Origin of the sequence: Kitasatospora sp. NPDC059088 (assembly GCF_042738155.1) — a bacterium.
GTDB lineage: Bacteria > Actinomycetota > Actinomycetes > Streptomycetales > Streptomycetaceae > Kitasatospora.
On record NZ_JBHYGR010000142.1, the window covers coordinates 1 to 24,651 of the forward strand.

A 24,651-nucleotide genomic window follows, 5' to 3' on the forward strand; every position below is an offset into this window, starting at 1 on the left:
GGCCCGGGGTGGTGGTTCACCACCCCGGGCCTCCGGCGTTCCCGTTCCCGGCGCGTCAGCGCTCGTCGGAGCCCAGCCGCAGCGCCCGCATGGTGTCGGCCACCTCGCGGTGCAGCCCGGAGCCGCTGCCGGCGAAGCGGTCGAGCACCCGCTGCTGGACCTCCGGGTCCTTCTCCTGGCTCAGCTTGAACATCACCTCGACCTTGGTCACGGTGAAGTGGATGCCGCCGACCGCGCCGACGATCTGCCGGTGGTACTCCAGCGAGGGGGCGAGCGGCATGCCGTCCCCGAACCGGTCCTCCAGCGTCTGGGCGGTGGTGTGGACGATCGTCAGGGTCTCGTCGTCCGCGGCCAGTTCGATCGTGCCCTCCAGGTGGACGGCCACGTAGTTCCAGGTCGGCGCGACCATCGGGGCGGAGTAGAGGGTCGGGGTGACGTAGCCGTTCGGCCCGTGGAAGACGAGCTTCGCCGGGCCGCCGCCGTCGGCGACGAGCTGCTGCCAGTGCGGGTTCACCCGGGTCATGTGGGTCCACAGGCGCATGCCCTGCAGCGGGTCGCCCGGGGCGGCGTCGGGCGGAACGATCACCGGCACGTGGGTGGCGTTGGGCGTCGGGTTCCCGTTGCCGGTCAGCACGGCGAGCGGGTGCCGCTCGATGACCCGCAGCGGCCAGTCGTCCCCGTCCACCTGGTAGAGCTTCGGCGTGAACACTCGTACTCCTCGGTCTCAGTGTTTCGGCGCTGCCGGATCCGCCCCGGGCGGCCGGCCGACCGGCCCACCCGGTCGGTGCGGGGGCCAGCCGGTCGGTGCGAGGGTCAGCCGGACAGTGCCTTGACGAGCATGTCGCCGATCTCCCCGGCGCGGACGGCGGAGAGGGACAGCAGGGTCTCGGAGAGCCCGTGGCTGTGCTCGCCGAAGCCCTGGACGTAGATGCCGCAGTGCACGCTCTCGTCGGTCACCACCCGGTGCTCCCGGTCGAGCCGCAGCCGGCCCTGGTCGTCCAGCCCGCAGTGCGGCAGCAGGCCGTCCAGGAAGACCGCCGGGTCGGTGCGGGTGTAGCCGGTGGCGCAGACCAGCGCCTCGGCCTCCAGGATGGTGCTGGTGCCGGAGGACAGCGATTCCACGTCGATCCGCAGGCCGTCCGGAGTTTCCGTCACTTCGCTTACCCGGGAGACGTTGTGGAAATTCAGCCGGGGATTTCCGGCCACCTTTTCCAGGTACGCCTGCTGGAACAGCGACTGCAGCAGATCGGCGTCCACCACCGAGTAGTTGGTGCCGGCGTGATATTCGATGAGGCGCTGCCGGACGTCGTCCGGGGCGGTGTGGAAACGGTCCACCGCCTCGGGGTTGAACACCTGGTTGGCGAACGGGCTGTCGTCGGCGACGCTGAACCCGTACCGGGAGTGCACCGAGTGCACCTGCGCCCGCGGGAAGCGCGCGTGCAGGTGCTCGATCGCCTCCGCCGCGCTCTGGCCCGAGCCCAGGACCACGAAGGAGCGCGGGTCCTGCGGTGCGATCCGCTCCACCTCCGGCAGGAACCGGGAGGTGTGCCAGATCCGCGGGGAGTGCGGCAGGTCGGCGGGCAGCTTGGGCTCGATCCCGGCGGCGATCACCAGGTTGCGGGCGCGCTGCACCTGGCGGGTGCCGTCGGCCGCGACGAAGACCACGTCGAGGAACTCGACGCCCTGTTCGCCGGCGACCGGCTCGACCGCCACCACCCGCGAGCCGTAGGAGACGAGGTCCGCGAAGCCCTCCGCGACCCACTCCAGGTAGTCGTGGAACTCCACCCGCAGCGGGTAGAAGGACTTGGTGTTGATGAAGTCCGCCAGCCGGCCCTTGGCCTGCAGGTAGCACAGGAACGAGTACGGACTGGTCGGATTGCGCATGGTCACGAGGTCCTTGAGGTACGAGACCTGCATGGTGGCGCCCTCGATCAGCATGCCCCGGTGCCAGCCGAAGCGCTGCTGCGCCTCGAAGAAGCGCGCGGTGACCGGGGCCCCGTCGGCGATCTCCGAAATGGCGGCCGCGAGGGCCAGGTTCGAGGGGCCGAAGCCGATTCCGGCCACGTCGACGATGTCGGTTCCGGCGACCACGCCGGAACGTTGCCGCTCACCCACGGACTTCCCTGCTCTCTCCCTTTTGGGGATGGCCTGTCTGGGTCGACGTCGAGTCCGGTCGACCGATGACGGTGCTCAGGGCAGCACACTGCCGCGACTCCTGATCACTCCATGACAGTAGGAGCTGCCCCACGTGCTGTGCAAGCAAAAGGGGAAAATCCCGATCACCCGTGGTGAGTTGGCGTTGCGGGGGCGGAGAGATCCGGTCCGCTCTTGACGGCGCATCGTCACGCTGAATAGCATCCGAAGCGTTCGAGGTGGGGGCATAGCCGGACCCCAAGTCCACGACTCGGCAAAAGAGTTCGTTACCCACTATCCGAACTCCATTCACTGACTTCTCGTCAAGAACTGACAGGGCAAGGGTTTCGCGCGAAGGGATCCGCGACCGCACCATGTTGGAATCACCGGGCACGACCGAGTCAGTTCCCCAGCAGGGGTGGACCCTTGCGAGCCGCTTCGCCGCCGTCGCGGCGGCCGCGCCGACCGCCACCGCGGTCCGCAGCGAGGCCGGCGACCTCGACTACGGCGCCCTCGACGCCGCCGCCGGGGCGCTCGCCGCCCGGCTGCGCGACCGGGGCGTACGCCGCGGCGACCGGGTCGGCGTCCTGCTGGAGCGCTCGCCCCGGCTGGTCGTCGCCCTGCTCGGCATCCTCAAGGCGGGCGCCGCCTACGTCGCCGTCGACCCGGGTGACCCGTCCGCCCGGCTGCACACCATCCTGGGCGACGCCGAGGTGTCGCTGGTGGTCACCGACGCGGACCGACGGGCGAAGCTCGACGGCGCGTTCGAGCACCTCGACGTGGCCGCCGAACACCTCGACGTGACGGCCGCACCGGCGACGGACGACCCCGGCACCCACAGCGGACAGACCCCCGAGGACCTCGCCTACGTCGCCTACACCTCCGGCTCCACCGGCCGCCCCAAGGGCGTCTGCGTGCCGCACCGCGCCGTGCTGCGCCTGGTGCTGGACGCCGGCTACCTCGACGCCCGGCCCGACGACGTCTTCCTCCAGCTCGCCCCGGTCGCCTTCGACGCCTCCACCCTGGAGATCTGGGGCCCGCTGCTGAACGGCGGCTGCCTGGCGCTCGCCCCGGCCGGCCGGCTCGGCCCGGCGGAGGTGGTCAAGGCCGCCCGGGACACCGGCACCACCGTGCTGTTCCTCACCACCGCCCTGTTCCACCAGGCGGTCGAGGCGGGCCTGACCGACCTGCCCGCCCTGCGCCGGCTGTTCACCGGCGGCGAGGTGCTCTCCGCCGAACACGTCGACCGGGCCGCCGCCGCCCTGCCCGACACCCTCGTCTCGGCCGCCTACGGCCCCACCGAGAACACCACCTTCACCAGCACCCACCCCGTCCGCGCACCGCTCGGCGACCGCGGCGTCCCGATCGGCGGACCGATCGACGGCACCGGCATGGTCGTCCTCGACGAGCGGCTGGACCCGGTGCCCGACGGCACCGTCGGCCGGCTCTTCGTCAACGGCGCCGGCCTCGCCCACGGCTACCTCGGACTGCCCGGCCTCACCGCCGACCGCTTCCTCCCCGACCCGTACGCGAGCGCCCCCGGCACCCGGATGTACGACACCGGCGACCTCGCCCGGCGCGGCCCCGACGGCGCCTACGAGTTCGCCGGCCGGGCCGACGGCCAGCTCAAGGTCAACGGCATCCGGATCGAGTCCGACGACATCGAGGCCCGGCTGCGCCGCCACCCCGACGTCCAGGACGCCGCCGTCGTCCTCCAGGACCACGGCCCCGGCGACCGCCGGCTGGTCGGCTTCTACAGCGGCCCCTACGCCGTCTCCTCGGTGGAACTGCGCCGCACCCTGGCCGAGGAGCTCCCGGCCGGCATGATCCCCACCGCCCTGGTCTGGGTGGACCGGCTGCCGCTCAAGCCCAACGGCAAGGTCGACCGGGACGCCCTGGCCGCCCGGCGCGGCCGGACCCGCCCGGACGGCGACGTGCCCTACCGGGCGCCCGCCGACCCGGTCGAGCACCGGCTCACCGTGCTCTGGCAGGAGGTCCTCGACGTCGAACCGGTCGGTGTCGACGACGACTTCTTCGACCTCGGCGGGCACTCGCTGACCGCCAGCCGGATCACCCGGGAGATCACCGCCGAGTTCGAGGCGGTGATCCGGGCCCGGGCCTTCTACCTCAACCCCACCGTGGCCGGACTGGCGGACCACATCAGGACCCAGCGGCCGGAACTCGCCTCCGACGCCCCGACCGGGGCCGACCGGTGAGGATCACCGGCCCCGGCGACGACGGGCAGCGGGACGGGGCACCGGACCCGGAACTCGTCGACCTGAGCGACCCGCACTTCTACGCCACCGGCGACCCCCACGCGGTCTGGCGCCACTACCGCCACAAGGCCCCCGTCACCCGGCTCACCGTCCCGAGCGGCCGCGGCTACGTCTCCGTCACCGCCCACGCCGAGACCAGCACCGTGCTGCGCGACCACGCGCTCTACACCTCGCGGCGCGGCAACATGCTCTCCGTCCTCGGCGAACAGGACCCGGCGGCCGACCGGATGATGGTCGCCAGCGACCCGCCGATCCACGGCTACCTGCGCCGCCCCGTCGCCCAGGCGCTCTCCGCCCGCGAACTCGCCGCCCGCCGCCCGGCCATCCGCCGGATGGCCCGGCAGCTGCTGGCACCGCTGGCGAGCGGCGAACCCTGGGACCTGGCGGCCGCGATGACCGCCTTCCCGATGATGTTCACCGGCGCCCTGATGGGCCTGCCCGAGGCCGACTGGCCCGAACTGACCAGGCTCACCACCGTCGCGATCGCCCCCGCCGACCCCGCCTCCCGGGACGACTCCGGCGGCCACCAGCTGGTCTCCGCGCACCACGAACTCTTCGACTACTTCGCCGAGGTGGCCGCCGACCGCACCCCGCGCGAGGACCTGGTCGGGCTGCTCCAGCAGCTCACCGTCGGCGACCGCACGATCCGGCTCGACGAGGTCATCTACAACTGCTACAACGTGCTGCTCGGCGCCAACGTCACCGCGCCGCACGTCATCGCGACCACCGTCAACGCCCTGCTGGAGCACCCGGACCAGTACCGGCGGCTGCTCGACGGCGGGGCCACCGTCGCCTCCGCCGTCGAGGAGGGCCTGCGCTGGGCCTCCCCGGCCACCCACGCCATGCGCTACGCCACCGAGGACACCGTCCTCGGCGGCGAACCGGTGCGGGCCGGCGAGGCCGTGGTCGCCTGGCTGGGCTCGGCCAACCGCGACGAGACGGTCTTCGACGACCCGTACGTCTTCGACGTGGCGCGCACCCCCAACCGGCACGTCGCCTTCGGGTTCGGCGCGCACTACTGCGTCGGCGCCCCGCTCGCCCGGATCGCCCTCGGCGAGTTCTTCACCGAGGTCACCGAACTGGTCGAGCGCTTCGAACCGGCCGGCCCGGTCGCCCACCTGGCCTCCAACTTCATCGCCGGGATCAAGCACCTCCCGGTGACCGCCAGGCTGCGCCCCGGCGCCGCCCGGCAGCTCGCCGAGCCCGTCCCGGCGAGCTGATCCACCCCGCACCGTGCCGGAACGAGAGGACCTTCCCGCCGTGATCGAGATGCGCAGTGACACCTTCACACTGCCGACGCCCGAGATGCTCACCGCGATCACCGAGGCGGAGCTCGGCGACGACGTCTACGGCGAGGACCCGACGGTCAACGAGCTCGAACGCCGCACCGCCGAGCTGACCGGCAAGGAGGCCGCCTGCTTCTTCCCGAGCGGCACCATGGCCAACCTCGCCTCGATCATGGCCCACGCCCCGCGCGGCACCAAGGCCGTGGTCGGCGCCGAGAGCGACATCTGGCTGTACGAGGCGGGCGGCGCCGCGGTCTGCGGCGGGGTCGTCTACGAGCCGGTGCCCAACCAGGCCGACGGCACCATCGCGCTGGCGGACCTGGCCGCCGCCTTCCCGAAGGACCCGGACGACCCGCAGTTCGCGCTGCCCTCGCTGATCTGCCTGGAGAACACCCACAACCGCTGCGGCGGCGTGGTGCTGCCGCTCGACTACCTGGCCGAGGTGCGCCGGTTCGCCGACGAGCGCGGCGTCGCCGTGCACCTGGACGGCGCCCGGGTGGTCAACGCGGCGATCGCCGCCGGGGTGGAGGTCGCGGACATCACCGCGCACGTCGACTCGGTGCAGTTCTGCCTCTCCAAGGGCCTGGGCGCGCCGGTCGGTTCGATGGTGGCCGGCAGCGCGGAGTTCGTGGAGCGGGTCCGCCGGCTGCGCAAGATGCTCGGCGGCGGGATGCGCCAGGTCGGGCTGCTGGCGGCGGCCGCGCTGGTGGCACTGGACACCCGGGGCCGGCTGGCCGAGGACCACGCCAACGCCCGGCGGCTGGCCGAGGGCCTGGCGCTGCTGCCCGGCGTGGAGCTGGACGTGGACACCGTCGAGACCAACATCGTGATCTTCAAGGTCACCGACGAGCGCTTCGACTGGCGCAGCTTCGTCACCTCGGTGGCCCGGCACGGCCTGGCGGTCACCGAGTTCGGCCACGGCCGGATCCGCGCGGTCGTCCACAACGGGGTGAGCGCCGAGGACGTCACCGCCGCCGTCGCCGTGGTGGCCCGGGTCCTCAAGGACGGCCCGACGACCGACTGACCGCGCACGGCCCCGCTGGACGACGATGGCACCGCCCCGGAACGGGGGCGGTGCCATCGTGCGTCGCGGTCCGGTCAGAGCCGGTCAGAGCCGGTCAGAGCCGGTCAGAGCCGGTCAACCGGTCGTGGGGCGGTGGTCGCGCAGGGCCGCGCCCAACTCGGCCGCCAGCCCGGCCACGTACGGCTCCTGGAGCAGGGTGAGGTGGCCGCCCCGGGCCGGCCGGACGGTGAGGGAGCCGACGAAGGCCGCCCAGCCCTCGGCCGGCGGGACCGGCCAGTGCGACTCCGCCGCCTGGAAGAGCAGCGCCGGGCAGCGCACCGGGCGCGGCCGGTGGGCGACCAGGGCGGCGAGGTTGTGCCGGAGTGTCGCCAGGTGGCTGAGCAGGTCCTCGCGGTCGAGCGTCAGCAGCTCCACCGGCAGGTCCAGTTCGGGCAGCAGGGCCTCGACCTCGGCCGTCCACGGGGTGTCCGGGAAGCCGGGCCCGGCGGCCCGGAGCTTCTCGTCCAGCTCCCGGGCGATCTCGGCGCGCCCCGCCAGGTGCTCCCGGTACTCCGGCGTCGGCAGGCAGCTGTCGAACAGCGTCAGCAGCGCGGTCCGTTCGCCGGACTCCTCGATCAGCCGGGCGACCTCGGCCGCCACCACGCCGCCCATCGACCACCCGGCGAGCAGGTACGGGCCGGCGGGCCGGACGTCGCGGACCGCCCGCCGGAACGCCCGGGCCAGTTCGGGCAGGCCCTCGCCCGCCCGCGGCCGCCCGGCGGCCAGTGCGACGACCGAGACCTCGGGGCCGAGCGCGGCCGCCAGCCGGGCGTAGCCGTGGACGGTGTTGGAGATCTCCGGGAAGCAGAACAGGACGGGTGCCGGGGCCGGGCCCCGGCTCAGCCAGGTGACGGACACCTCGGGACCGTCGGCCCAGCGCTCGGTGCGGCCGCCCGCCGCCGCGGCCCGGGCGGCCGCCGCCGTCCGCGCCACGGTGGGGTTGCGCAGGATGTCGCCCGGGCCGACCGCGAGGTCGAGCCGGCGCAGCCTCCCGGCGATCCGCAGGCTCTTCACCGAGTCCCCGCCGAGGTCGAAGAAGTCGTCGTGGACGCCGACGGCGGCGAGGCCGAGGACCTCCGCCCAGACCGCGGCGACGGACTCCTCGACGGCCGTGCGGGGCGCGGCGTAGTCGGCGGCCAGCTCCGGCCGGGCCCGGCCGGGGGCCGGGAGGGCCCGGCGGTCGGTCTTGCCGTTGGGGGTGAGCGGCAGCCGGTCGAGGGTGACGAAGGCGGCGGGGAGCATGTGGGCGGGCAGGAAGGCGCCCAGGTGCTCGCGGAGCTCGGTGGTGGTGGGGGCCGTCCCGGCCTCGGTGGTCAGGTAGCTGACGAGCTGCCGGTCGCCGGGGTCGTCCTCGCGGACGACGGTGGTGCTGGCGGTGACGGCCGGGTGCTCCTGGAGGCGGGCGTCGATCTCGCCGGGCTCGATCCGGTGGCCGCGGATCTTGACCTGGTCGTCGCTACGGCCGAGGTACTCCAGGTCGCCGTCGGCACGGCGGCGGGCGAGGTCGCCGGTGCGGTAGAGCCGGGCACCCGGGGTGAAGGGGTCGGGGACGAACCGCTCGGCGGTCAGCGCCGGCCGGCCGAGGTAGCCGCGGGCCAGGCCCTCGCCGCCGATGTACAGCTCGCCCGGGACACCGATGGGGACGGGCCGTCCGGCCGGATCGAGGACGTACGCCCGGGTGTTGCCGAGCGGACGGCCGACGGGCGAGCCCGGGTCCGCCGCCAGGATGTCGGCGGGCCGGACGTCCCGCAGGGTGGCGTGCACGGTGACCTCGGTGATGCCGTACATGTTGGCGAGCCGGGTGCGGCCCTCGCCCATGAGCGCGTGCCAGCGGCCCAGTCGCGCGGGCCGGAGCGCCTCTCCGCCGAACACCACCAGGCGCAGTCGCAGCCGGGCGGCGCTCGCCGGGTCGAGCGCCTGCTGGAGCATCGCGAAGGCGGACGGGGTCTGGTTGAGCACCGTCACCTCCTGCCGGGCCAGCAGGTCGAGGAACTCGGCCGGACTGGTGGCGGTCGCCCGGTCGACCACGACCACCCGGCCGCCGGTGGTCAGCGGGCACCACAGCTCCCAGACGGAGAAGTCGAAGGCGAAGGAGTGGAAGAACGTCCAGGTGTCCTGCGGCCCGAAGCCGAACTCCGGGGCGGTCGCGGCGAACAGTCCGAGGACGTTGCGGTGGGTGATCTGGACGCCCTTGGGGGTGCCGGTGGATCCGGAGGTGTGGATCACGTAGGCGAGGTGGTCGGGCCGGGCGACGGGGTCGGGGTCGGTGCCGGGGTGGTCGGTCGTGGCGGGGTCGTCCAGCGCGAGGAGGGTGCCGTCGTACGGGCCCAGGCGGTCCGCGAGGTGGGCGTCGTGGAGCACGACGGCGGTGCCGGTGGAGAGGAGCAGGTGGGTGAGGCGTTCGGTGGGGTGGGCTGGGTCCAGCGGGAGGTAGGCGGCGCCGGACTTGAGGACGGCGAGCAGGACGACGACCAGCTCGGGCCCGCGCTCGGCGCAGACCCCGACGGTGGTGTCCGGCCGGGCGCCGAGGCCCCGGAGGCGGTGGGCGAGCCGGTTGGCCCGCTCGTTGAGCTCGCGGTAGCGCAGCCGCCGGTCGCCGTGCACCAGCGCGACGGCGTCCGGCCGCGCGCGGGCCTGCTCCTCGACCAGCTGGTGGACGGTGCGGCCCTGTGGGCGGGGTGCGGCGGTGTCGTTGCCGTCCCGCAGGAGCCGGTGGCGCTCCTCGGGGCCGAGCAGGTCGAGGTCGTCCAGCCGGGCGTCCGGGGCGGCGACCAGGGCGTCGAGCAGGTTCTCGAAGTGCCCCGCCATCCGTTCGACCGCGGCCCGGTCGAACACGCCGCGGTCGTACGAGAACCGGACTCCCAGCTCCCGGCCCGCGTAGGCGACCAGGGTGAGCGGATAGCCCGTGTTCTCCACGCTGAGGAGGGTCTCGACGGCCAGCTCGTCCGGCCGCCCCGGCTCCGCGGCGGCCGGGTAGTTCTCGAACACCAGGATCGACCGGAACAGCGGCGAGCCCTTCGGCAGCCCGCTCCGGCCCTGGATCTCCGACAGCGCCCCGAACTCGTACTGCCGGTACTCGGCCTGCTGCCGCTGCACCTGGCGCAGCCACGCCGACACCCGTTCCCCGCCGGGCACCCGGAGCCGGACCGGCAGGGTGTTGATGAACATCCCCACCATCGACTCCGCGCCGGCCAGGGTCGGCGGCCGCCCGGCCACGGTGGTGCCGAACAGCACGTCCTCGCCGTTGCCGTACCGGCTGAGCAGCAGCGCCCAGGCGGCCTGCACCAGGACGTTCACCGTCACCCGGCTGCGCTGGGCGAACTCGCGCACCCGCGCGCACCGCGCCTGGTCCAGCACCAGCTCGTGGGCGGCGAAGCCGGTCCGCCCGGTCGGCCCGTCCACCCCGAGCCGGGTCGGCTCCGCGAAGCCCGCCAGGTACGACTGCCAGAACTCCCGGGCCGCCGCCTTCGGTTGGGCGTCCAGCCAGGCGATGTAGCGGGAGTACGGCACGGGCGCGGGGAGCCGGGCCGGGACGCCGCGCAGCGCCGCCCGGTACAGCTCGGCGAACTCCCGCCGGAGCAGCGGGAGGCTCCAGCCGTCGAGCAGCAGGTGGTGGAAGGTCCACAGCAGCCAGTGCCGGCCGGGGGCGACCGCGACCAGGGTCAGCCGGAACAGCGGGGCCGCGGTGAGGTCGAGGCCCGCCGCGCGGTTCTCCCGCAGCAGCCCGTCCAGGCGGGCGCGCTGCTCGGTGTCCGGGTGGGCCCGCCAGTCGAGTTCGGCGAGCGGCAGTTCGACCCGCCGCTGCACGACCTGCAGCGGCTCGGGCAGGTCCTCCCAGAGGAAGACGCTGCGCAGCGCCGTGTGGCGGTCCAGGAGCTGCTGCCAGGCCTGCCGGAACGCCGAGCGGTCCAGCGGTCCCGACAGCTCGTCCACCGTCTGCACCAGGTACGGCTGTTCGCCGCCGGAGTCGTCGACGGAGTGGAAGAGCATCCCGGCCTGGAGCGGGGAGAGCCGGTGGATGTCCTCGACGTTGTGCTGGGTCATCAGGAGAACCTCTTGAGGATGGCGGCCAGATCCGATGCTTCGAGGTCGGCCAGGGGGAAGTCGTGGACGGTGGGGGCGGCGGGGCCGGCGCCCTCGGAGGCGGCGGCGACCAGCGCGGTGAGCGTGCGCTCCATCGCGTCCACCAGGCCCTGGGCGGTCTCCCGGTGGTGGACGGCGGGCGCGTAGCCGATGTCGATCCGCAGCCGCCCGTCGAGCACGCTGCCGGTCACCTGGAGCAGGTGGCCGCGCCGCATCGACGGGTCGAGTTCGCCGGCCCGCAGCAGGTCGGGGTCGGCGTAGCCGCCCAGACCGGGCAGCTCGCGGTCGAACTGGCCGAGGTAGTTGAAGCTGATCTCCGGTGCCGGGCGGCCCAGCGCCTCCCGCGCCCCGGGGGCACCCAGGTGGCGCAGGATCCCGTACCCGACGCCGCGTCGGGGCACCCGGGCGAGCTGGTCGCGGACGGCACCCGCCTGCCGGGCGGGCCCGGCGCCGGGCTCCCGGTGCAGGGCGACCGGGAAGACGCTGGTGAACCAGCCGACCGTGCGGGAGAGGTCGACCTCGGGGAAGAGGTCCTCCCGGCCGTGGCCTTCGAGGTCGACGTGCACGGTGTCGCGGCCGGTCCAGCCGGCCACGGCCTCGGTGAGGGCGGTGAGCAGCACGTCGTTGATCTGGGTGCCGAGGGCGCGGGGCACCTGGCGCAGCAGGGCCTCGGTGGACTCCTCGGTCAGCCGGAGGGTGACGGACTCCTCGGCGGCGACGGTGTTGCCGTCGTCGTCGGTTCGGCCGTCGGCGTCGTCGGCGTCGTCGGCTCGTGCGGTGCGGTCGCGGGGCAGCGGGACGGGCGGCGGTGCGGCGGTCCAGTACGCCAGCTCGTCCGTGGCGGCCGGGGAGAGGGCGTACTCGGTCAGCCTCCGTGACCAGGCACGGAAGGAGGTCGTCTTGGCGGGCAGCAGCACCTCCCGGCCCGCGGCCAGCGCGGCGTACGCGGTGCCGAGGTCCTCCAGCAGGATCCGCCAGGAGACGCCGTCCACGACCAGGTGGTGGACGACGACCAGCAGCAGCCGGCCGCGGGCCCCGCCGAGGTCGAACAGCGCGCCGCGGGCCAGCGGGCCTTCGGCGATGTCCAGTCCGCGCTGCAGTGCGTCGGCCGACCGCTGGAGCCGGTCGGTCAGTTCGGCGTCCGGGACGGCCGAGAGGTCCACGTCGCTCAGCAGCTGCTCGGGGTCGGCCGGTAGGCCGTGCCGGGCGGGCCCGGCGCCGTCCCGCGGGAAGCGCAGGCGCAGCGCGTCGTGGTGGTCGACCACCGCTGCCAGCGCGGGCCGCAGCAGTTCCGGGGCGAGGCCGGCCACGTCGAGCAGGACCGACTGGTTGAAGTGGTCCGGTCGGACGGGCCGCTGGTCGAACAGCCAGTGCTGGACGGGCGTCAGCGGGACGTCCCCGGCCACCCGGCCCTGCTCGGCGTCGACCGCGCCGGCCTGGTGCTGGTGGGCGGCGATCTCGGCCACCGTCTCGTACTGGAAGATCATCCGGGGGGTCAGCCGCAGACCGAAGCGCTTGGCCTTGGCGATCACCTGCATGCCCAGGATCGAGTCCCCGCCGAGCTCGAAGAAGTTGTCGTGGATGCCGACGGTGGCGAGGCCGAGGACTTCTTCCCAGATCCGGGCGAGGGCTTGTTCGGCGGGGGTGGCGGGTGCGGTGAAAGCGGTGTCGAGGTCGGGGCGGGTGTGGTCGGGGGCGGGCAGGGCGCGGCGGTCGATCTTGCCGTTGGGGGTGAGCGGGAGGCGGTCGAGGGTGAGGAAGGCGGCGGGGAGCATGTAGTCGGGCAGGTGGCGGCGCAGGTGCTCGCGGAGTTCGGTGGTGGTGGGCGGGGTGGGTGAGCTGGTGGTGAGGTAGGCGACGAGCCGCTTGTCCCCGGGGGTGTCCTCGCGGACGACGGTGGTGCCGGCGGTCACGGCCGGATGCTGCTGGAGGCGGGCGTCGATCTCGCCGAGCTCGATCCGGTGGCCGCGGATCTTGACCTGGTCGTCGGTGCGGCCGAGGAAGTCGAGGGTGCCGTCGGGGCGGTAGCGGGCGAGGTCGCCGGTGCGGTAGAGCCGGGCGCCTGGGGACGTCGCGTACGGGTCGGGGAGGAAGCGGTCGGCGGTGAGGGCGGGTTGGTGGTGGTAGCCGCGGGCCAGGCCGTCGCCGCCGATGTAGAGCTCGCCGGTGACGCCGATCGGGACGGGGCGTCCGGCCGGGTCGAGGACGTGGATGCGGGTGTTGTCGATCGGCCGCCCGATCGTGACGGTGCTCCCCTGACGGGTCGACAGCAGGGCGGTGGAGGTGATGGTCGCGCTCTCGCTCGGCCCGTAGACGTTGACCAGGCTCTTGTCCGGGTGCAGCCCCTGGAAGGCGTTGACGTGGGTGGGGGAGAGCGCCTCGCCGCCGACCAGGACGTGGCGGGCCGTGGCGAAGGCCTGCGGAGCGTTGTCCATCAGGGCGTTGAACAGGGCGGTGGTGAGGAGGAGGACGGTGGGTCGGTGGGTGTGGATGTCGTGGGTGGCGGTTTCGGTGGTGGTGCGGCCCGGGGCGGCGACGGTGAGGGTGGCGCCGGTGGTGAGGGGGGTCCAGATCTCGTAGCTGGAGGCGTCGAAGGCGATGGAGTTGAGGTGGAGGAAGACGTCGTCGGGGGTGGTGTCGGTGATGCGGGTGTTGTGGGTGAGGCGTAGGACGGCCTGGTGGGTGATCTGGACGCCCTTGGGGGTGCCGGTGGAGCCGGAAGTGTAGATCACGTAGGCGAGGTTCTGCGGACTGACGGGGTGGCCGGGATCGGTGGCCGGCCGGTCGGCCGTGGCCGGATCGTCCAGCGGGATCAGGGTGCCGCCGAAGGAGGCCGCCAGTCCGGTCTGGTGGGGGTGGTGGAGCACGACGGCGGTGCGGGTGGAGGTCAGGAGGTGGGTGAGGCGTTCGGTGGGGTGGGTGGGGTCGAGGGGGAGGTAGGCGGCGCCGGCTTTGAGGACGGCGAGCAGGCCGATGACGAGTTCGGGGCTGCGTTCGGCGCAGATGCCGACGGTGGTGTCGGGGTGGACGCCGGATTCCCGGAGTCGGTGGGCGAGTTGGTTGGCACGCTCGTTGAGCTCGCGGTAGCTGAACCGTCGTTCGCCCTGGACGAGGGCGATGGCGTCGGGGCGTTCGGCGGCGTGCTGTTCGACGAGTTGGTGGACGGTGCGGTCGTGGGGGTAGGGCGCGGTGGTGTCGTTCCAGTCCTGGAGGATGCGGCGGCGCTCGTCCGGGCTGAGGAGGTCGAGGTCGTCGAGGCGGGCGTCGGGGTCGGTGGTGACGGCGGTGAGCAGGTGCTGGAAGTGGGTGGCCAGTCGCTCGATGGTCGACGCGTCGAACAGGTCGGTGCTGTAGGTGAAGTCGACGGTCAGGCCGGTGTCGGACTCGGTGGCCGTGACCGTGAGGTCGAACTTGGCGACGTCGTCGCCGAGCGGGAGGGTGCGGACGTCCAGGCCGGGGAGCTGCCAGCTGTCGAGGGTGGCGTCCTGGACGGTGAGCATGGTTTGGAAGAGGGGGGTGCGGCTGAGGTCGCGTTGGGGGGCGAGTTCGGCGACCAGGCGTTCGAAGGGGAGGTCCTGGTGGGCGTAGGCGTTGAGGGCGGTGTCGCGGGTCCGGTTGAGGACTTCGCGGAGGGTGGGGTTGCCGGTGAGGTCGGCGCGGAGGACGAGGGTGTTGACGAAGAAGCCGATGAGGTCTTCGGTTTCGGAGCGGTTGCGGTTGGCGACGGGGGTGCCGACGGCGATGTCGTGGTGGCCGGTGTAGGTGCGGAGGAGGATCTGGTAGATGGCCATCAGGGTCATGAAGGTGGTGACGCCGTGGTCCTGGCCGAGTTTGTGCAGGGCGGTGGCGAGGCCGTCCGGAAGGGTGAGGGTGTGGGTGGCGCCTCGGCTGCTGCGGACGGCGGGGCGGGGGCGGTCGGTGGGCAGCTCCAGCGGCTCCAGCCCGGCGAGTTGCTCCCGCCAGTAGGCCGCCTGACCCCCCAGTACCTCGCCCTGGAGCCACCGGCGCTGCCAGAGGGCGAAGTCGGCGTACTGCAACGGGAGTTCGGGCAGCCCCTTCGCCCGGTCGGCTCCGTCAGGGCGGTCGGGGCGGTCGGGGCGGTCGGCCAGGAGGGCGCCGTACAGCTCCTCCAGCTCCCGGATGACGATGCGGTAGGACCAGCCGTCGGTGACGATGTGGTGCATCGCTAGCAGGAGCACGTGTTCCTGCGGGGCGAGACGGAACAGGCGCGCGCGGGCGAGCGGACCGTGTTCGAGGTCGAACGGCAGGGCCGCCTCGTCCGCCAGGGCCTGGGCGAGGCGGGCGTCGTCCCAGTCGCCCGCCTCGATGCCGACCAGCGGCAGCTTGCCGGTCCGGTCGATGACCTGGACGGGGGTGGCGTCGGCGCCCAACGGGAAGCGAGTGCGCAGGACTTCGTGGCGGGCGACGAGCTGCCGAAGGGCGGTGCCGAGCGCCGACCGGTCCAGGTCGCCTAGCAGGTGCAGGGCGACGGGGACGGTGTAGGCGTTGCTGTCCGGCTCCATCTGGTCGAGGAACCAGAGGCGTTCCTGGGCGTACGAGAGCGGGATGGCGGCGGGGCGTTCGGCCGCTTCGACGGGCGGTGCGCCGGCGGCCTGCGGTTCGCCGAGGGTGGTGGCGAGTTGGGCGATGGTGGGGGTCTCGAAGAGGGCGCGGACGGGGAGTTCGTGGCCGAGTTCGGTGCGCAGGCGGGAGGTGACGCGGGTGGCGAGGAGGGAGTGTCCGCCGAGGTCGAAGAAGTTGTCGTGGATGCCGACGGTGGTGAGGCCGAGGATGTCGGTCCAGATCCGGGCGAGGGCTTGTTCGTTGGGGGTGGTGGGTAGGGCGAAGGCGGTGTCGAGGTCGGGGCGGGTGTGGTCGGGGGCGGGCAGGGCGCGGCGGTCGATCTTGCCGTTGGGGGTCAACGGCAGTTCGTCGAGGGTGAGGAAGGCGGCGGGGAGCATGTAGTCGGGCAGGTGGCGGCGCAGGTGCTCGCGGAGCTCCGAAGTGCTCAATGGGGTAATGGAGTTACTGGTCAGGTAGGCGACGAGTCGCTTGTCGCCGGGGGTGTCCTCGCGGACGACGGTGGTGCCGGCGGTGACGGCCGGGTGCTCCAGCAGCCGGGCGTCGATCTCGCCGGGTTCGATGCGGTGGCCGCGGATCTTGACTTGGTCGTCGGTGCGGCCGAGGAAGTCGAGGGTGCCGTCGGGGCGGTAGCGGGCGAGGTCGCCGGTGCGGTAGAGCCGGGTGCCGGGGGTGGTCGCGTACGGGTCGGGGAGGAAGCGGTCGGCGGTGAGGGCGGGTTGGTGGTGGTAGCCGCGGGCCAGGCCGTCGCCGCCGAGGTACAGCTCGCCGGTGACGCCGATCGGGACGGGACGCCCGGCCCGGTCCAGGACGTACGCCCGGGTGTTGTCGAGCGGTCGTCCGATCGGCACCGGTTCCTCCCACGACCCCGAACGGCAGTCGTAGGAGGTGGCGTTGATCGTCGCCTCGCTCGGACCGTAGAGATTGCGGAACTCCGCGCCGCCGAGGGAGTCCCGGACCTTCCGGGCGACGGTGGCCGGCAGCACCTCGCCGCCGCACAGCACGACGCGCAGGGAGGCGGACAGGCGCTGGACGTCGGGGACTTCGAGGTAGCGCTGGAGCAGGCTCGGGACGAAGTTGAGCACGGTCGTCCCGGTCTCGTGCACCGTGCGGGCGAGCAGTGCCGGATCCCGCTCCGCGCCGGGCGGGGCGATCACCAGGGTCGCCCCGCTGATCAGGGTGGTGACGAACTCCCAGGCCGAGACGTCGAAGGCGAAGGGCGTCTTCAGGAGCACCCGGTCCTCGGCCGACACGGCGAGCGACTCGGCCATGCCCGCGCAGGTGTTGAGCGCGGAGCGGTGGGTGATCTGGACGCCCTTGGGGGTGCCGGTGGATCCGGAGGTGTGGATCACGTAGGCGAGGTTGTCGGGCCGGACGTCGACGGCCGGGTCGGTGGCGGGGCGGGTGGCGGTGGCGGGGTCGCCGAGTGCGATGAGGGTGCCGTCGTACGGGCCCAGGCGGTCCGCGAGGTGGGCGTCGTGGAGGACGACGGCGGTGCGGGCGGTGGCGAGGATCCGGGTGAGGCGTTCGGTGGGGTGGGTGGGGTCGAGCGGGAGGTAGGCGGCGCCGGCCTTGAGGACGGCGAGCAGGCCGATGACGAGTTCGGGGCCGCGCTCGGCGCAGACGCCCACCGCGGAGTCCGTGCGGACCCCGGACTCCCGCAGCCGGTGGGCGAGTCGGTTGGCGCGCTCGTCGAGTTCGCGGTAGCCGATCTCCTGGTCGCCGTGGACGAGGGCGATCGCGTCCGGCCGCACCCGGGCCTGTTCCTGGACCAGCTGGTGCACGGTGCGGTCGTGGGGGTGGGGCGCGGCGGTGTCGTTCCACTCGTGCAGGATGCGGTGGCGTTCCTCGGGGCCCAGGAGGTCGAGGTCGTCCACCCGGGCGTCGGGGTCGGTGGTGAGGACCCGCAGGACGTTCTGGAAGTGGACGGCCAGCCGCTCGATCGTCGCCGGGTCGAACAGCTCGGTGCTGTAGGTGAAGTCGACGGTCAGGCCGGTGTCGGACTCGGTGGCGTTGATCGTGAGGTCGAACTTGGCGGCGGTGTCGTCCAGCGGAAGGGTGCGGACGTCGAGGCCGGGGAGCTGCCAGGTGCCGGTGGCGGCGCTCTGGACGCCGAGCATGGTCTGGAAGAGCGGGGTGCGGCTGAGGTCGCGGTGGGGGGCGAGTTCGGCGACCAGGCGCTCGAAGGGGAGGTCCTGGTGGGCGTGGGCGCCGAGGGTGCTCTCACGGGTCCGGTCCAGGACCTCGCGGACGGTCGGGTTGCCGCTGAGGTCGGTCCGGACCACCACGGTGTTGACGAAGAACCCGACCAGGTCCTCGATCTCGGAGCGGTTGCGGCCGGCGAAGGGGGTGCCCACGGCGATGTCCCGGCGGCCGGTGTAGGCGGCCAGCAGGATCTGGTGGGTGGCCAGCAGAGCGATGTAGGTGGTGGTCCCCGGAGTCCGGGTGAGTGCGTGGAGCGCGGTGGCGAGGTCCTCCGGCAGGGTGATGCTGTGGGAGGCGCCGCGGGTGCCGCGGACGGCGGGGCGGGGGCGGTCGGTGGGCAGGTCCAGTGGCTCCAGCCCGGCCAGCCGGTCACGCCAGTAGGCGAGGTGTTCCGCCGCCGGCTCCCCTTGCCGTCGGCGGCGCTGCCAGATCGCGAAGTCCGCGTACTGCACCGGGAGTTCGGGCAGTGGATCGCCTTCGCCGAGCCGGAAGGCGCCGTACAGCTCCTCCAGCTCCTGGGAGAGGACCCAGGACGACCAGCCGTCGGTGACGATGTGGTGCATGGTCAGCAGCAGCACGTGCTCCTGCGGCCCGCGCCGGAGGAGGGAGGCCCGGGCGAGCGGGCCGCGGGCGAGGTCGAAGGGCCGGTAGGCCTCCCGGTGCAGCGCTTCGGAGAGCCGGGCGTCGTCCCAGCCGGCCGCGTCGACGGGGGTGAGCGGGAGCTCGCCGCGCGGGTCGACGACCTGGACGGGTGCGCCGTCCGGGCCTTCGGTGAACCGGGTGCGCAGGATCTCGTGCCGGTCCACGAGCCGGTCCAGGGCCCGGGCCAGGGCCGCCCGGTCGAGCTCGCCGCGCAGGTGCAGGGCGACGGGGACGGTGTAGGCGGTGTTGCCTGGGTCCATCCGGTCGAGGAACCAGAGGCGTTCCTGGGCGTACGAGAGCGGTGCCGAGCCGGTCCGCTCCTCCCGCCGAACCGTGGAGACGTCCACGTCCGCGTCCACGTCCGCGTCCACCACCTCGCTCGCGATGTCCCGGCGGGGCAGGGGGGAGTTCTCATCGTCGAGGAGCATGTCGTGTCCACTTCATGGAGGGTTCTGTGGATGGTCTCGTGATCGGAGGAGCGGGCGGGCGGCGTCGGCCGGTGGCGGCGCGCGGCCCACGCGGTCATGGACTCCGGGCCCGCGCCGTCAGGGCCTCGGGGCCCGCGCGGTGGCGGGCCCGGAGGGCCCCGGCCGTGCCGTGCGGTCAGGAACGGACGTCCAGCGCCGTCGCGTCGTGGTTGAGGAAGAACTCGGGGCGCGGGTTCGCCCACTCCGCCGGAGCGTTGCCCACCGTGTTGTAGCTGATCAGTGCGAGCGTCCGGGGCTGGCCGGACCGGTTGGGCGAGGAGCCGTGCACGATGTTGCTGCTGAACAGCACCACCGTCCCGGCGGGCCCGGTCGCCCGGTGGACGCCGTGCTCCTCGGCGAGTTCCTCGGCCACGGCGGGCGGGATCGAGTGCGACAGGTTGGCGGAGACGATGGCCGACCAGTTGTCGTCCGCACGGCTCGCGCTGTCCGCCCGCTGTTCCTCGGCGGTCTCGTACCTGGTCGCGACGGCGTGGCTGCCGGGGATCAGCTGGAGCGGGCCGTTCTCCTCGGTGACCTCGTCCAGGAAGACGGCCGCGGTGAGCGCGTCGGGTGCGGGCATGCCGTCCTCCCGCTGCCAGAAGGTGAAGTCGCGGTGCCACTCCCAGCGGTCACCGGTGTTGGCGGCCTTCGGGTTGATCTTCCACTGGTAGACGTACATGTCCTCGCCCAGCAGCGTCCGTGCCGCGCGGGGGAGGAGCGTCTCCTCGCTGACGGTGCGCCAGGGGGCGTCCTTGCGGTGCAGGCCGTAGACGGCGCGGACGGTGCTGCCGTCCTGCTCGAAGAAGCGCTGCGGGCCGTCCTCGGCGAGGAGGGCGGGGAGCGCCCGGCGGATCTCCTGGAGGAGCTGGTCGGGGATCAGGGCGGGGAGGACGACGAAGCCGTCCCGGCGGTACCGCTCAAGGATTCCGTCGAAGTCGACATCGGGTTCGGTCATGGCACGACACTCCTGCGTCGGTGGGTGGGCGCACGTCGGTGTGCGGGTTCAACACAGTGTCACCGGCCGCTCGTGGCGGCGCTGTCCAGCAGCGCGGCCAGCTCGGCCACCGTGGGGGTCTCGAAGAGCGCGCGGAGCGGCAGTTCGACGCCCAGCTCCGAGCGGATCCGGTTGATCAGCCGGGTGGCCAGCAGCGAGTGCCCGCCGAGGTCGAAGAAGCTCCGGTCGACGTCGATGTCCGGCCTGCGCAGGACCTTGGCGAAGACCGCGCTCAGCCGCCGTTCGGTCTCGCTGGTGAAGTCCCTCGGGGTGGAGGGGGGTTCGGCCCCGGGCGCGGGGAGGGCGGCCCGGTCGAGCTTGCCGTTCGGGGTCAGCGGCAGCCGGTCGAGCCACACGTAGGACGCGGGCAGCATGAAGGAGGGCAGTGTGCGGGACAGGTGCTGTCGCAGCTCCGCCGGAGTCGGGGCGGGGACGGCGGCGGGGTCGACAGCGCGATCGGGGGCGGCCGGGGCCGGGACGAGGTAGCCGACCAGGGTCTTCCCGCCGGGCCGGTCCTCCCGCGCCAGCACCGCCGCCCGGGCCACGGCCGGGTGCCGGGTCAGGGCCTCCTCGATCTCCCCGGGCTCCACCCGGAAGCCCCGGATCTTGACCTGGTGGTCCGCCCGGCCGAGGAAGGCCAGGGTTCCGTCGGGCAGCCACTGGGCCAGGTCGCCGGTGCGGTACATCCGCGAACCGGGCGGCCCGAACGGGTCGGGCAGGAAGCGCTCCGCCGTCCGGTCGGGCCGGCCCGCGTAGCCCCGGGCGACGCCGGCTCCGGCCAGGTGGACTTCTCCGACCACGCCGTACGGGACCAGGCGCAGGCCCGGATCCAGCAGGTACACCCGGGTGTTGGCGATCGGGCCGCCGATCGGGGCGGTGGCCGGCCAGCCGGTGCTGTCCGGCGCCGTGCTGTACGCGGTGACGGCGTGGGTCTCGGCCGGCCCGTAGACGTTGTGCAGCCGCCGGCCGGTGTCGGGGTGGTGGAAGGCGCGGGTCCGGGCGCTGGTGGTCAGCGCCTCGCCGCCCTGGTAGACGGTGCGCAGCGGGGTGAGGGCCCGTCCGTGCTCCTCGGCCGCCTCGTACAGGGCCTCGATCACCGAGGTGGGTGCGAACAGCTCGTCGACCTCGTACCGCTCGATCCACGCGGCCAGGTCCTCCGGGCTGCGGCGGATCGCGTCGGTGGGGACGACCAGGGTCTTGCCCGTCACCAGGGTGGTGAGGATCTCCTGGACGGACGCGTCGAAGCCGATCGCGCAGAACTGGGCGGTCCTGGTGCCGGGGCCGCCGGGGAAGGCGGCGCGGTGCCAGGCCAGCAGGTTGAGCAGGCCGGCGGCGGGCATCAGGACGCCCTTGGGGGTGCCGGTCGAGCCCGAGGTGTAGATCAGGTAGGCGGACTGCTGCGGGTGCAGCGGGGCGGTGCGGTCGCGGTCCTCGGGGTCGCGGTCCGGTCGCTGCGCGAGTTCCGCGGCGGTGTCGGCGGTGTCCGTCCGCAGCTGGGGGACGCCGTTCGGCAGGGCCGGCGCGGTGTCGGCGTGGGTGAGGGCGAGGACGGGGCGCGCGTCGCCGAGCAGGTGGACGATCCGCTCGGGCGGGTAGTCCGGGTCGACCGGCAGGTAGACCGCCCCGGTCTTGAGCACCGCCAGCAGGCCGACGAACATGTCCGGGGAGCGCGGCAGCAGCAGCGCGACCACCCGTTCCGGCCCGGCGCCCCGGGCGATCAGCGCGTGGGCGAGCCGGTTGGCACGGCGGTTCAGCTCCGCGTAGCCGAGTGCCTCGCCCTCGTACAGCAGCGCCGCGGCGGCCGGGGTGCGGGCGGCCTGGTCCTGGAAGAGCTCGGGGACGGTACGCGGGGGCGGCGCGAGCTGCTCGCCGGTGCCGGTGGCCAGCAGCAGGGCGCGCTCCGCCGCGGAGACCGTGGGGAGGTCGGCGACGGGCCGGTCCGGGTCGGCCACGGCGGCGGTCAGCACCTCCAGGTAGTGCTCCGCCAGTCGCCGGACCCGGTCGCGGTCGAAGAGCTCGGTGGCGTAGACGAAGCGGCAGACCAGGCCGGTCGGGCGCCGCTCGACCTGGACCTCCAGGTCGAAGCGGGTGCTGCACCCGGCGATCTCGACGAACCCGGTGCTCAGGGCCGTTCCGGGCGCTCCGGGGGCGGGGGAGTCGTGGAGGTCCGTGTAGGTGCAGAGGACCTGGAAGGGCGCGGCGCCGGTCCGCTCCCGCCCAGCGGCGACGGCCTCGACCACCTGGGCGAAGGGGACGGCCTCGTGGTCCTGCGCCGCTGCCACCGTGCTGCGGGTGCGGCGCAGCAGCTCCCGGACGTCGGGGGAGCCGGCCAGGCTGGTGCGCAGGGCCACCGTGTTGGCGAAGAAGCCCACGACGCCGTGGAACTCGGGCTGCCGCCGGTTGGCGACCGGCGTGCCGACCACCAGGTCCGTGCCGCCGGTGCGGTGCGACAGCACGACGTTCAGGACGGCCGCCGCCAGCATGAAGGGGGTGACTCCCTCGGCCCGGCAGAGCTCGCCGACGCGGGCGGTGAGCGGTGGCGGCAGTTCGAGCAGGACGGCGTCGCCCGCGAAGCTCGGCCGCGCGGGCCGGGGGCGGTCGGTGGGCAGGTCGAGCCCGGGGAGCGGGCCGCGCAGCTGCTCCTGCCAGTACCGCAGGCCGTCCCGGAACCCGCCCTCGTCGACGGCCGCGCGTTCCCGGCGCGCGTGGTCGGCGAAGGTGGCGGTCAGCGGCGGGAGTTCGGCGGCGGAGCCGGTGGTCAGGCCGTCGTAGAGCGTCCACAGTTCGGCGAGGAGGACCCGCTCGGACCAGCCGTCGATCACGCTGTGGTGGACGTTCAGCAGGAGGACGTGCCGCTCGGGTTCCGTGCGCAGGAGCGCGGCCCGGACCAGGAGTTCGCCGTCGAGGGTGAAGGGCCGACGGGCCTCGGCGGTCAGCAGGCGGCCGAGCTCGGCCGCCCGGGCGGCCGGGTCGGCGCCCTCGACGGTGCGGTACGGGACGTCGAACTCCGGTGCGGAGACGGTCTCCTGGACGAGCTCCCGGCCGTCGAAGGTGAAGCGGGTCCGCAGCGCCTCGTGTCGGCGGACCAGGTCGCGGACGGCGGTGGTGAGGGCCTCGGGCCGGAGCGGGCCGTCGATCCGGACGGCGATCGGGACGTTGTAGGCCGCGTTGCCGCCGTGCAACCGGTCGAGGAACCACAGGCGTTGCTGGGCACTCGACGCGGGAATCGGTCCGGTGGCCGGAAGGTGTTCGACCGTCGGTTTTCCCGTCGTGGTCCTACGGTTTTCGCGTAGGCGTCGAAGGAGTTCGTTCTCGGAATTCACGCCGCACCCCCGTGTCGACGGCACTGTGTCAATCGACGTGCCCGGCCTCATGGTTGTGGAAGTTCGTAGGGGGCCGGGAGAGTGTGTCCGCGACGGCCCCGTTGTCGATCAATCGTCGAGTCTGCCAGGAACCGGGGAGGTTCGGTAGCCCGAGTTTTCCCCGAACGGTATTGCCCCGTCGGGAAACTCGCCGGAATCGCGCCGTACCGGCGCAGGGGCCGACGAGAGGTGAGATATTGTCATGAACTGGACATCGGGGCGGGATGATCGCCCATGGATCTTGTTCCCGGGGCCCGCCCCGTTGCAGGATCGCTCTGTCGACGCAGTCCGCACCGTACCCGACGATGGGGGATCCATGCTCTCCGCAGACGACGCGCCGACGGTCCACCGGATGGTGGAGGCCCAGGTCGGCCGCACCCCGGACGCGCTCGCGGTGGTCAGCGGGCCGGACCGGACGACCTACCGGCAGCTGAACGCGCGGGCCGACCGGCTGGCCCGGGCCCTGCGGGCCCGCGGCGTCACCCCCGGCAGCCACGTCGCGGTGGCCGTCGAACGCGGCACCGGCCTGGTCGCGGCGCTGCTGGCGGTGCTCAAGGCGGGCGCCGCCTACCTGCCGCTCGACCCCTCGTACCCGGACGGGCGGCTGCGCTTCATGGTCGAGGACGCCGAAGCCGCCGTTCTGGTGACCGACCGTCATCACAGCGGCCGGGCCTGGGCCGAGGGCCTCCCGGAACTCCTGCTGGAGGACCTGGACGGGCCGCAGCACACCGATGACCCGGACGAGCCGGACGGCGGGGCCTGCCTCGACGGCCTCGCCGGACCCGACGACCTCGCCTACCTGATCTACACCTCGGGCTCCACCGGCCTGCCCAAGGGCGTGATGGTCCGGCACGCCGGCGTGGTGAACTTCCTGGCCGACATGGTCGAGCGGTTCGCGCTGGGCCCCGAGGACCGGTTCTTCGCGATCACCACCGTCTCCTTCGACATCGCCGTGCTGGAGATCTTCGGGCCGCTGGTCAGCGGTGGCACCGTGGTGCTGGCCGGGCGTGAACTGGTGCACGACCCGCGGCGGCTGGCCGAGGCGGTGCGGGGCTCGGCGGCGACCCTGCTGCAGTCCACGCCCTCGCTGCTGCGCCTGCTCGTCCCCGAGCTCCGGGAGCGGGTGCCGGGCCTGCGGGTCGTCGTCGGCGGCGAGGCGCTGACCGCCGAACTGGCCGGGGCGCTGGCCGGCGTGGCGTCCGCCGTCACCAACGTCTACGGGCCCACCGAGACGACCGTCTGGGCCACGGCCTGGGAGGTCGACCCCGGCGGCGGCCGGGTGTCGATCGGCCGCCCGATCCGCGGCACCGACGTGCTGGTGGTGGACGAGGCGGGTGCCGCCGTCCCCGACGGCACCCCGGGCGAGCTGTGGATCGGCGGGGCCGGGGTCGCCCGCGGCTACTGGCGGCGGCCCGGGCTGACCGCCGAGCGGTTCGTGCCGCACCCCGGCGCGCCGCGGGCGGGGGCGCCCCCCCCCCGCCCCCCACCGGCCGGTGCACCCCCGCCCCCCGCACCTCCGCCCCCCCGCCCCCCGGACCGCACCCCCGCGGCGGCCCCCC

At 73.7% G+C, this 24,651-nt stretch carries 10 protein-coding genes; 4 read left to right on the forward strand and 6 right to left on the reverse strand.

Annotated elements, in window-relative coordinates; all coding sequences use genetic code 11:
- Window positions 1–55: 55 nt before the first annotated feature.
- Together ACFWXO_RS38370 and ACFWXO_RS38375 are read right to left on the reverse strand one after the other, a co-directional pair.
- Entirely contained in the window at window positions 56–709 is a 654-nt protein-coding gene (locus tag ACFWXO_RS38370; protein ID WP_380530046.1) for an FMN-binding negative transcriptional regulator, read from the reverse strand.
- Between the two features lie 104 nt (window positions 710–813).
- A complete protein-coding gene (locus ACFWXO_RS38375) occupies window positions 814–2,091 on the reverse strand; it encodes a lysine N(6)-hydroxylase/L-ornithine N(5)-oxygenase family protein (RefSeq protein ID WP_380530048.1) in 1,278 nt (425 codons plus the stop codon).
- A gap of 416 nt (window positions 2,092–2,507) precedes the next feature.
- On the opposite strand from ACFWXO_RS38375, the gene ACFWXO_RS38380 reads away from it, so the two are divergent.
- The 3 genes from ACFWXO_RS38380 to ACFWXO_RS38390 are packed head-to-tail and all read left to right on the forward strand — an operon-like array spanning window position 2,508 to window position 6,719.
- Window positions 2,508–4,349 (forward strand): amino acid adenylation domain-containing protein, encoded by a 1,842-nt coding sequence (locus ACFWXO_RS38380; RefSeq protein ID WP_380530049.1) that lies wholly within the window; start codon window positions 2,508–2,510, stop codon window positions 4,347–4,349.
- Complete coding sequence (locus tag ACFWXO_RS38385; RefSeq protein WP_375890498.1) at window positions 4,346–5,629, forward strand: cytochrome P450; 1,284 nt, start codon at window positions 4,346–4,348, stop codon at window positions 5,627–5,629. Before ACFWXO_RS38380 ends, ACFWXO_RS38385 begins: the two co-directional genes overlap by 4 nt.
- A gap of 13 nt (window positions 5,630–5,642) precedes the next feature.
- Window positions 5,643–6,719 (forward strand): GntG family PLP-dependent aldolase, encoded by a 1,077-nt coding sequence (locus ACFWXO_RS38390; RefSeq protein ID WP_380530051.1) that lies wholly within the window; start codon window positions 5,643–5,645, stop codon window positions 6,717–6,719.
- A 114-nt stretch (window positions 6,720–6,833) separates the two neighbouring features.
- Here ACFWXO_RS38390 and ACFWXO_RS38395 read toward each other — a convergent pair whose 3' ends face one another.
- The 4 genes from ACFWXO_RS38395 to ACFWXO_RS38410 form a co-directional block, all read right to left on the reverse strand.
- Window positions 6,834–10,802 (reverse strand): amino acid adenylation domain-containing protein, encoded by a 3,969-nt coding sequence (locus ACFWXO_RS38395; protein ID WP_380530053.1) that lies wholly within the window; start codon window positions 10,800–10,802, stop codon window positions 6,834–6,836.
- Entirely contained in the window at window positions 10,802–18,697 is a 7,896-nt protein-coding gene (locus ACFWXO_RS38400; protein ID WP_380530055.1) for an amino acid adenylation domain-containing protein, read from the reverse strand. Before ACFWXO_RS38400 ends, ACFWXO_RS38395 begins: the two co-directional genes overlap by 1 nt.
- Before the next feature lie 175 nt (window positions 18,698–18,872).
- Entirely contained in the window at window positions 18,873–19,691 is an 819-nt protein-coding gene (locus ACFWXO_RS38405) for a phytanoyl-CoA dioxygenase family protein (RefSeq protein ID WP_375890492.1), read from the reverse strand.
- A 59-nt stretch (window positions 19,692–19,750) separates the two neighbouring features.
- Window positions 19,751–23,104 (reverse strand): amino acid adenylation domain-containing protein, encoded by a 3,354-nt coding sequence (locus ACFWXO_RS38410; protein ID WP_380530057.1) that lies wholly within the window; start codon window positions 23,102–23,104, stop codon window positions 19,751–19,753.
- Between the two features lie 304 nt (window positions 23,105–23,408).
- On the opposite strand from ACFWXO_RS38410, the gene ACFWXO_RS38415 reads away from it, so the two are divergent.
- A partial coding sequence (locus ACFWXO_RS38415) for an amino acid adenylation domain-containing protein (protein ID WP_380530058.1) occupies window positions 23,409–24,651 on the forward strand: 1,243 nt, incomplete at its 3' end.

Excerpts from the sequence above, each read along its gene's own strand:
- ACFWXO_RS38405 (WP_375890492.1), bottom strand. The coding sequence starts at position 19,691 with ATGACCGAACCCGATGTCGACTTCGACGGAATCCTTGAGCGGTACCGC.
- ACFWXO_RS38395 (WP_380530053.1), bottom strand. The coding sequence starts at position 10,802 with ATGACCCAGCACAACGTCGAGGACATCCACCGGCTCTCCCCGCTCCAG.
- ACFWXO_RS38400 (WP_380530055.1), bottom strand. The coding sequence starts at position 18,697 with ATGCTCCTCGACGATGAGAACTCCCCCCTGCCCCGCCGGGACATCGCG.
- ACFWXO_RS38380 (WP_380530049.1), top strand. The coding sequence starts at position 2,508 with ATGTTGGAATCACCGGGCACGACCGAGTCAGTTCCCCAGCAGGGGTGG.
- ACFWXO_RS38410 (WP_380530057.1), bottom strand. The coding sequence starts at position 23,104 with ATGAGGCCGGGCACGTCGATTGACACAGTGCCGTCGACACGGGGGTGC.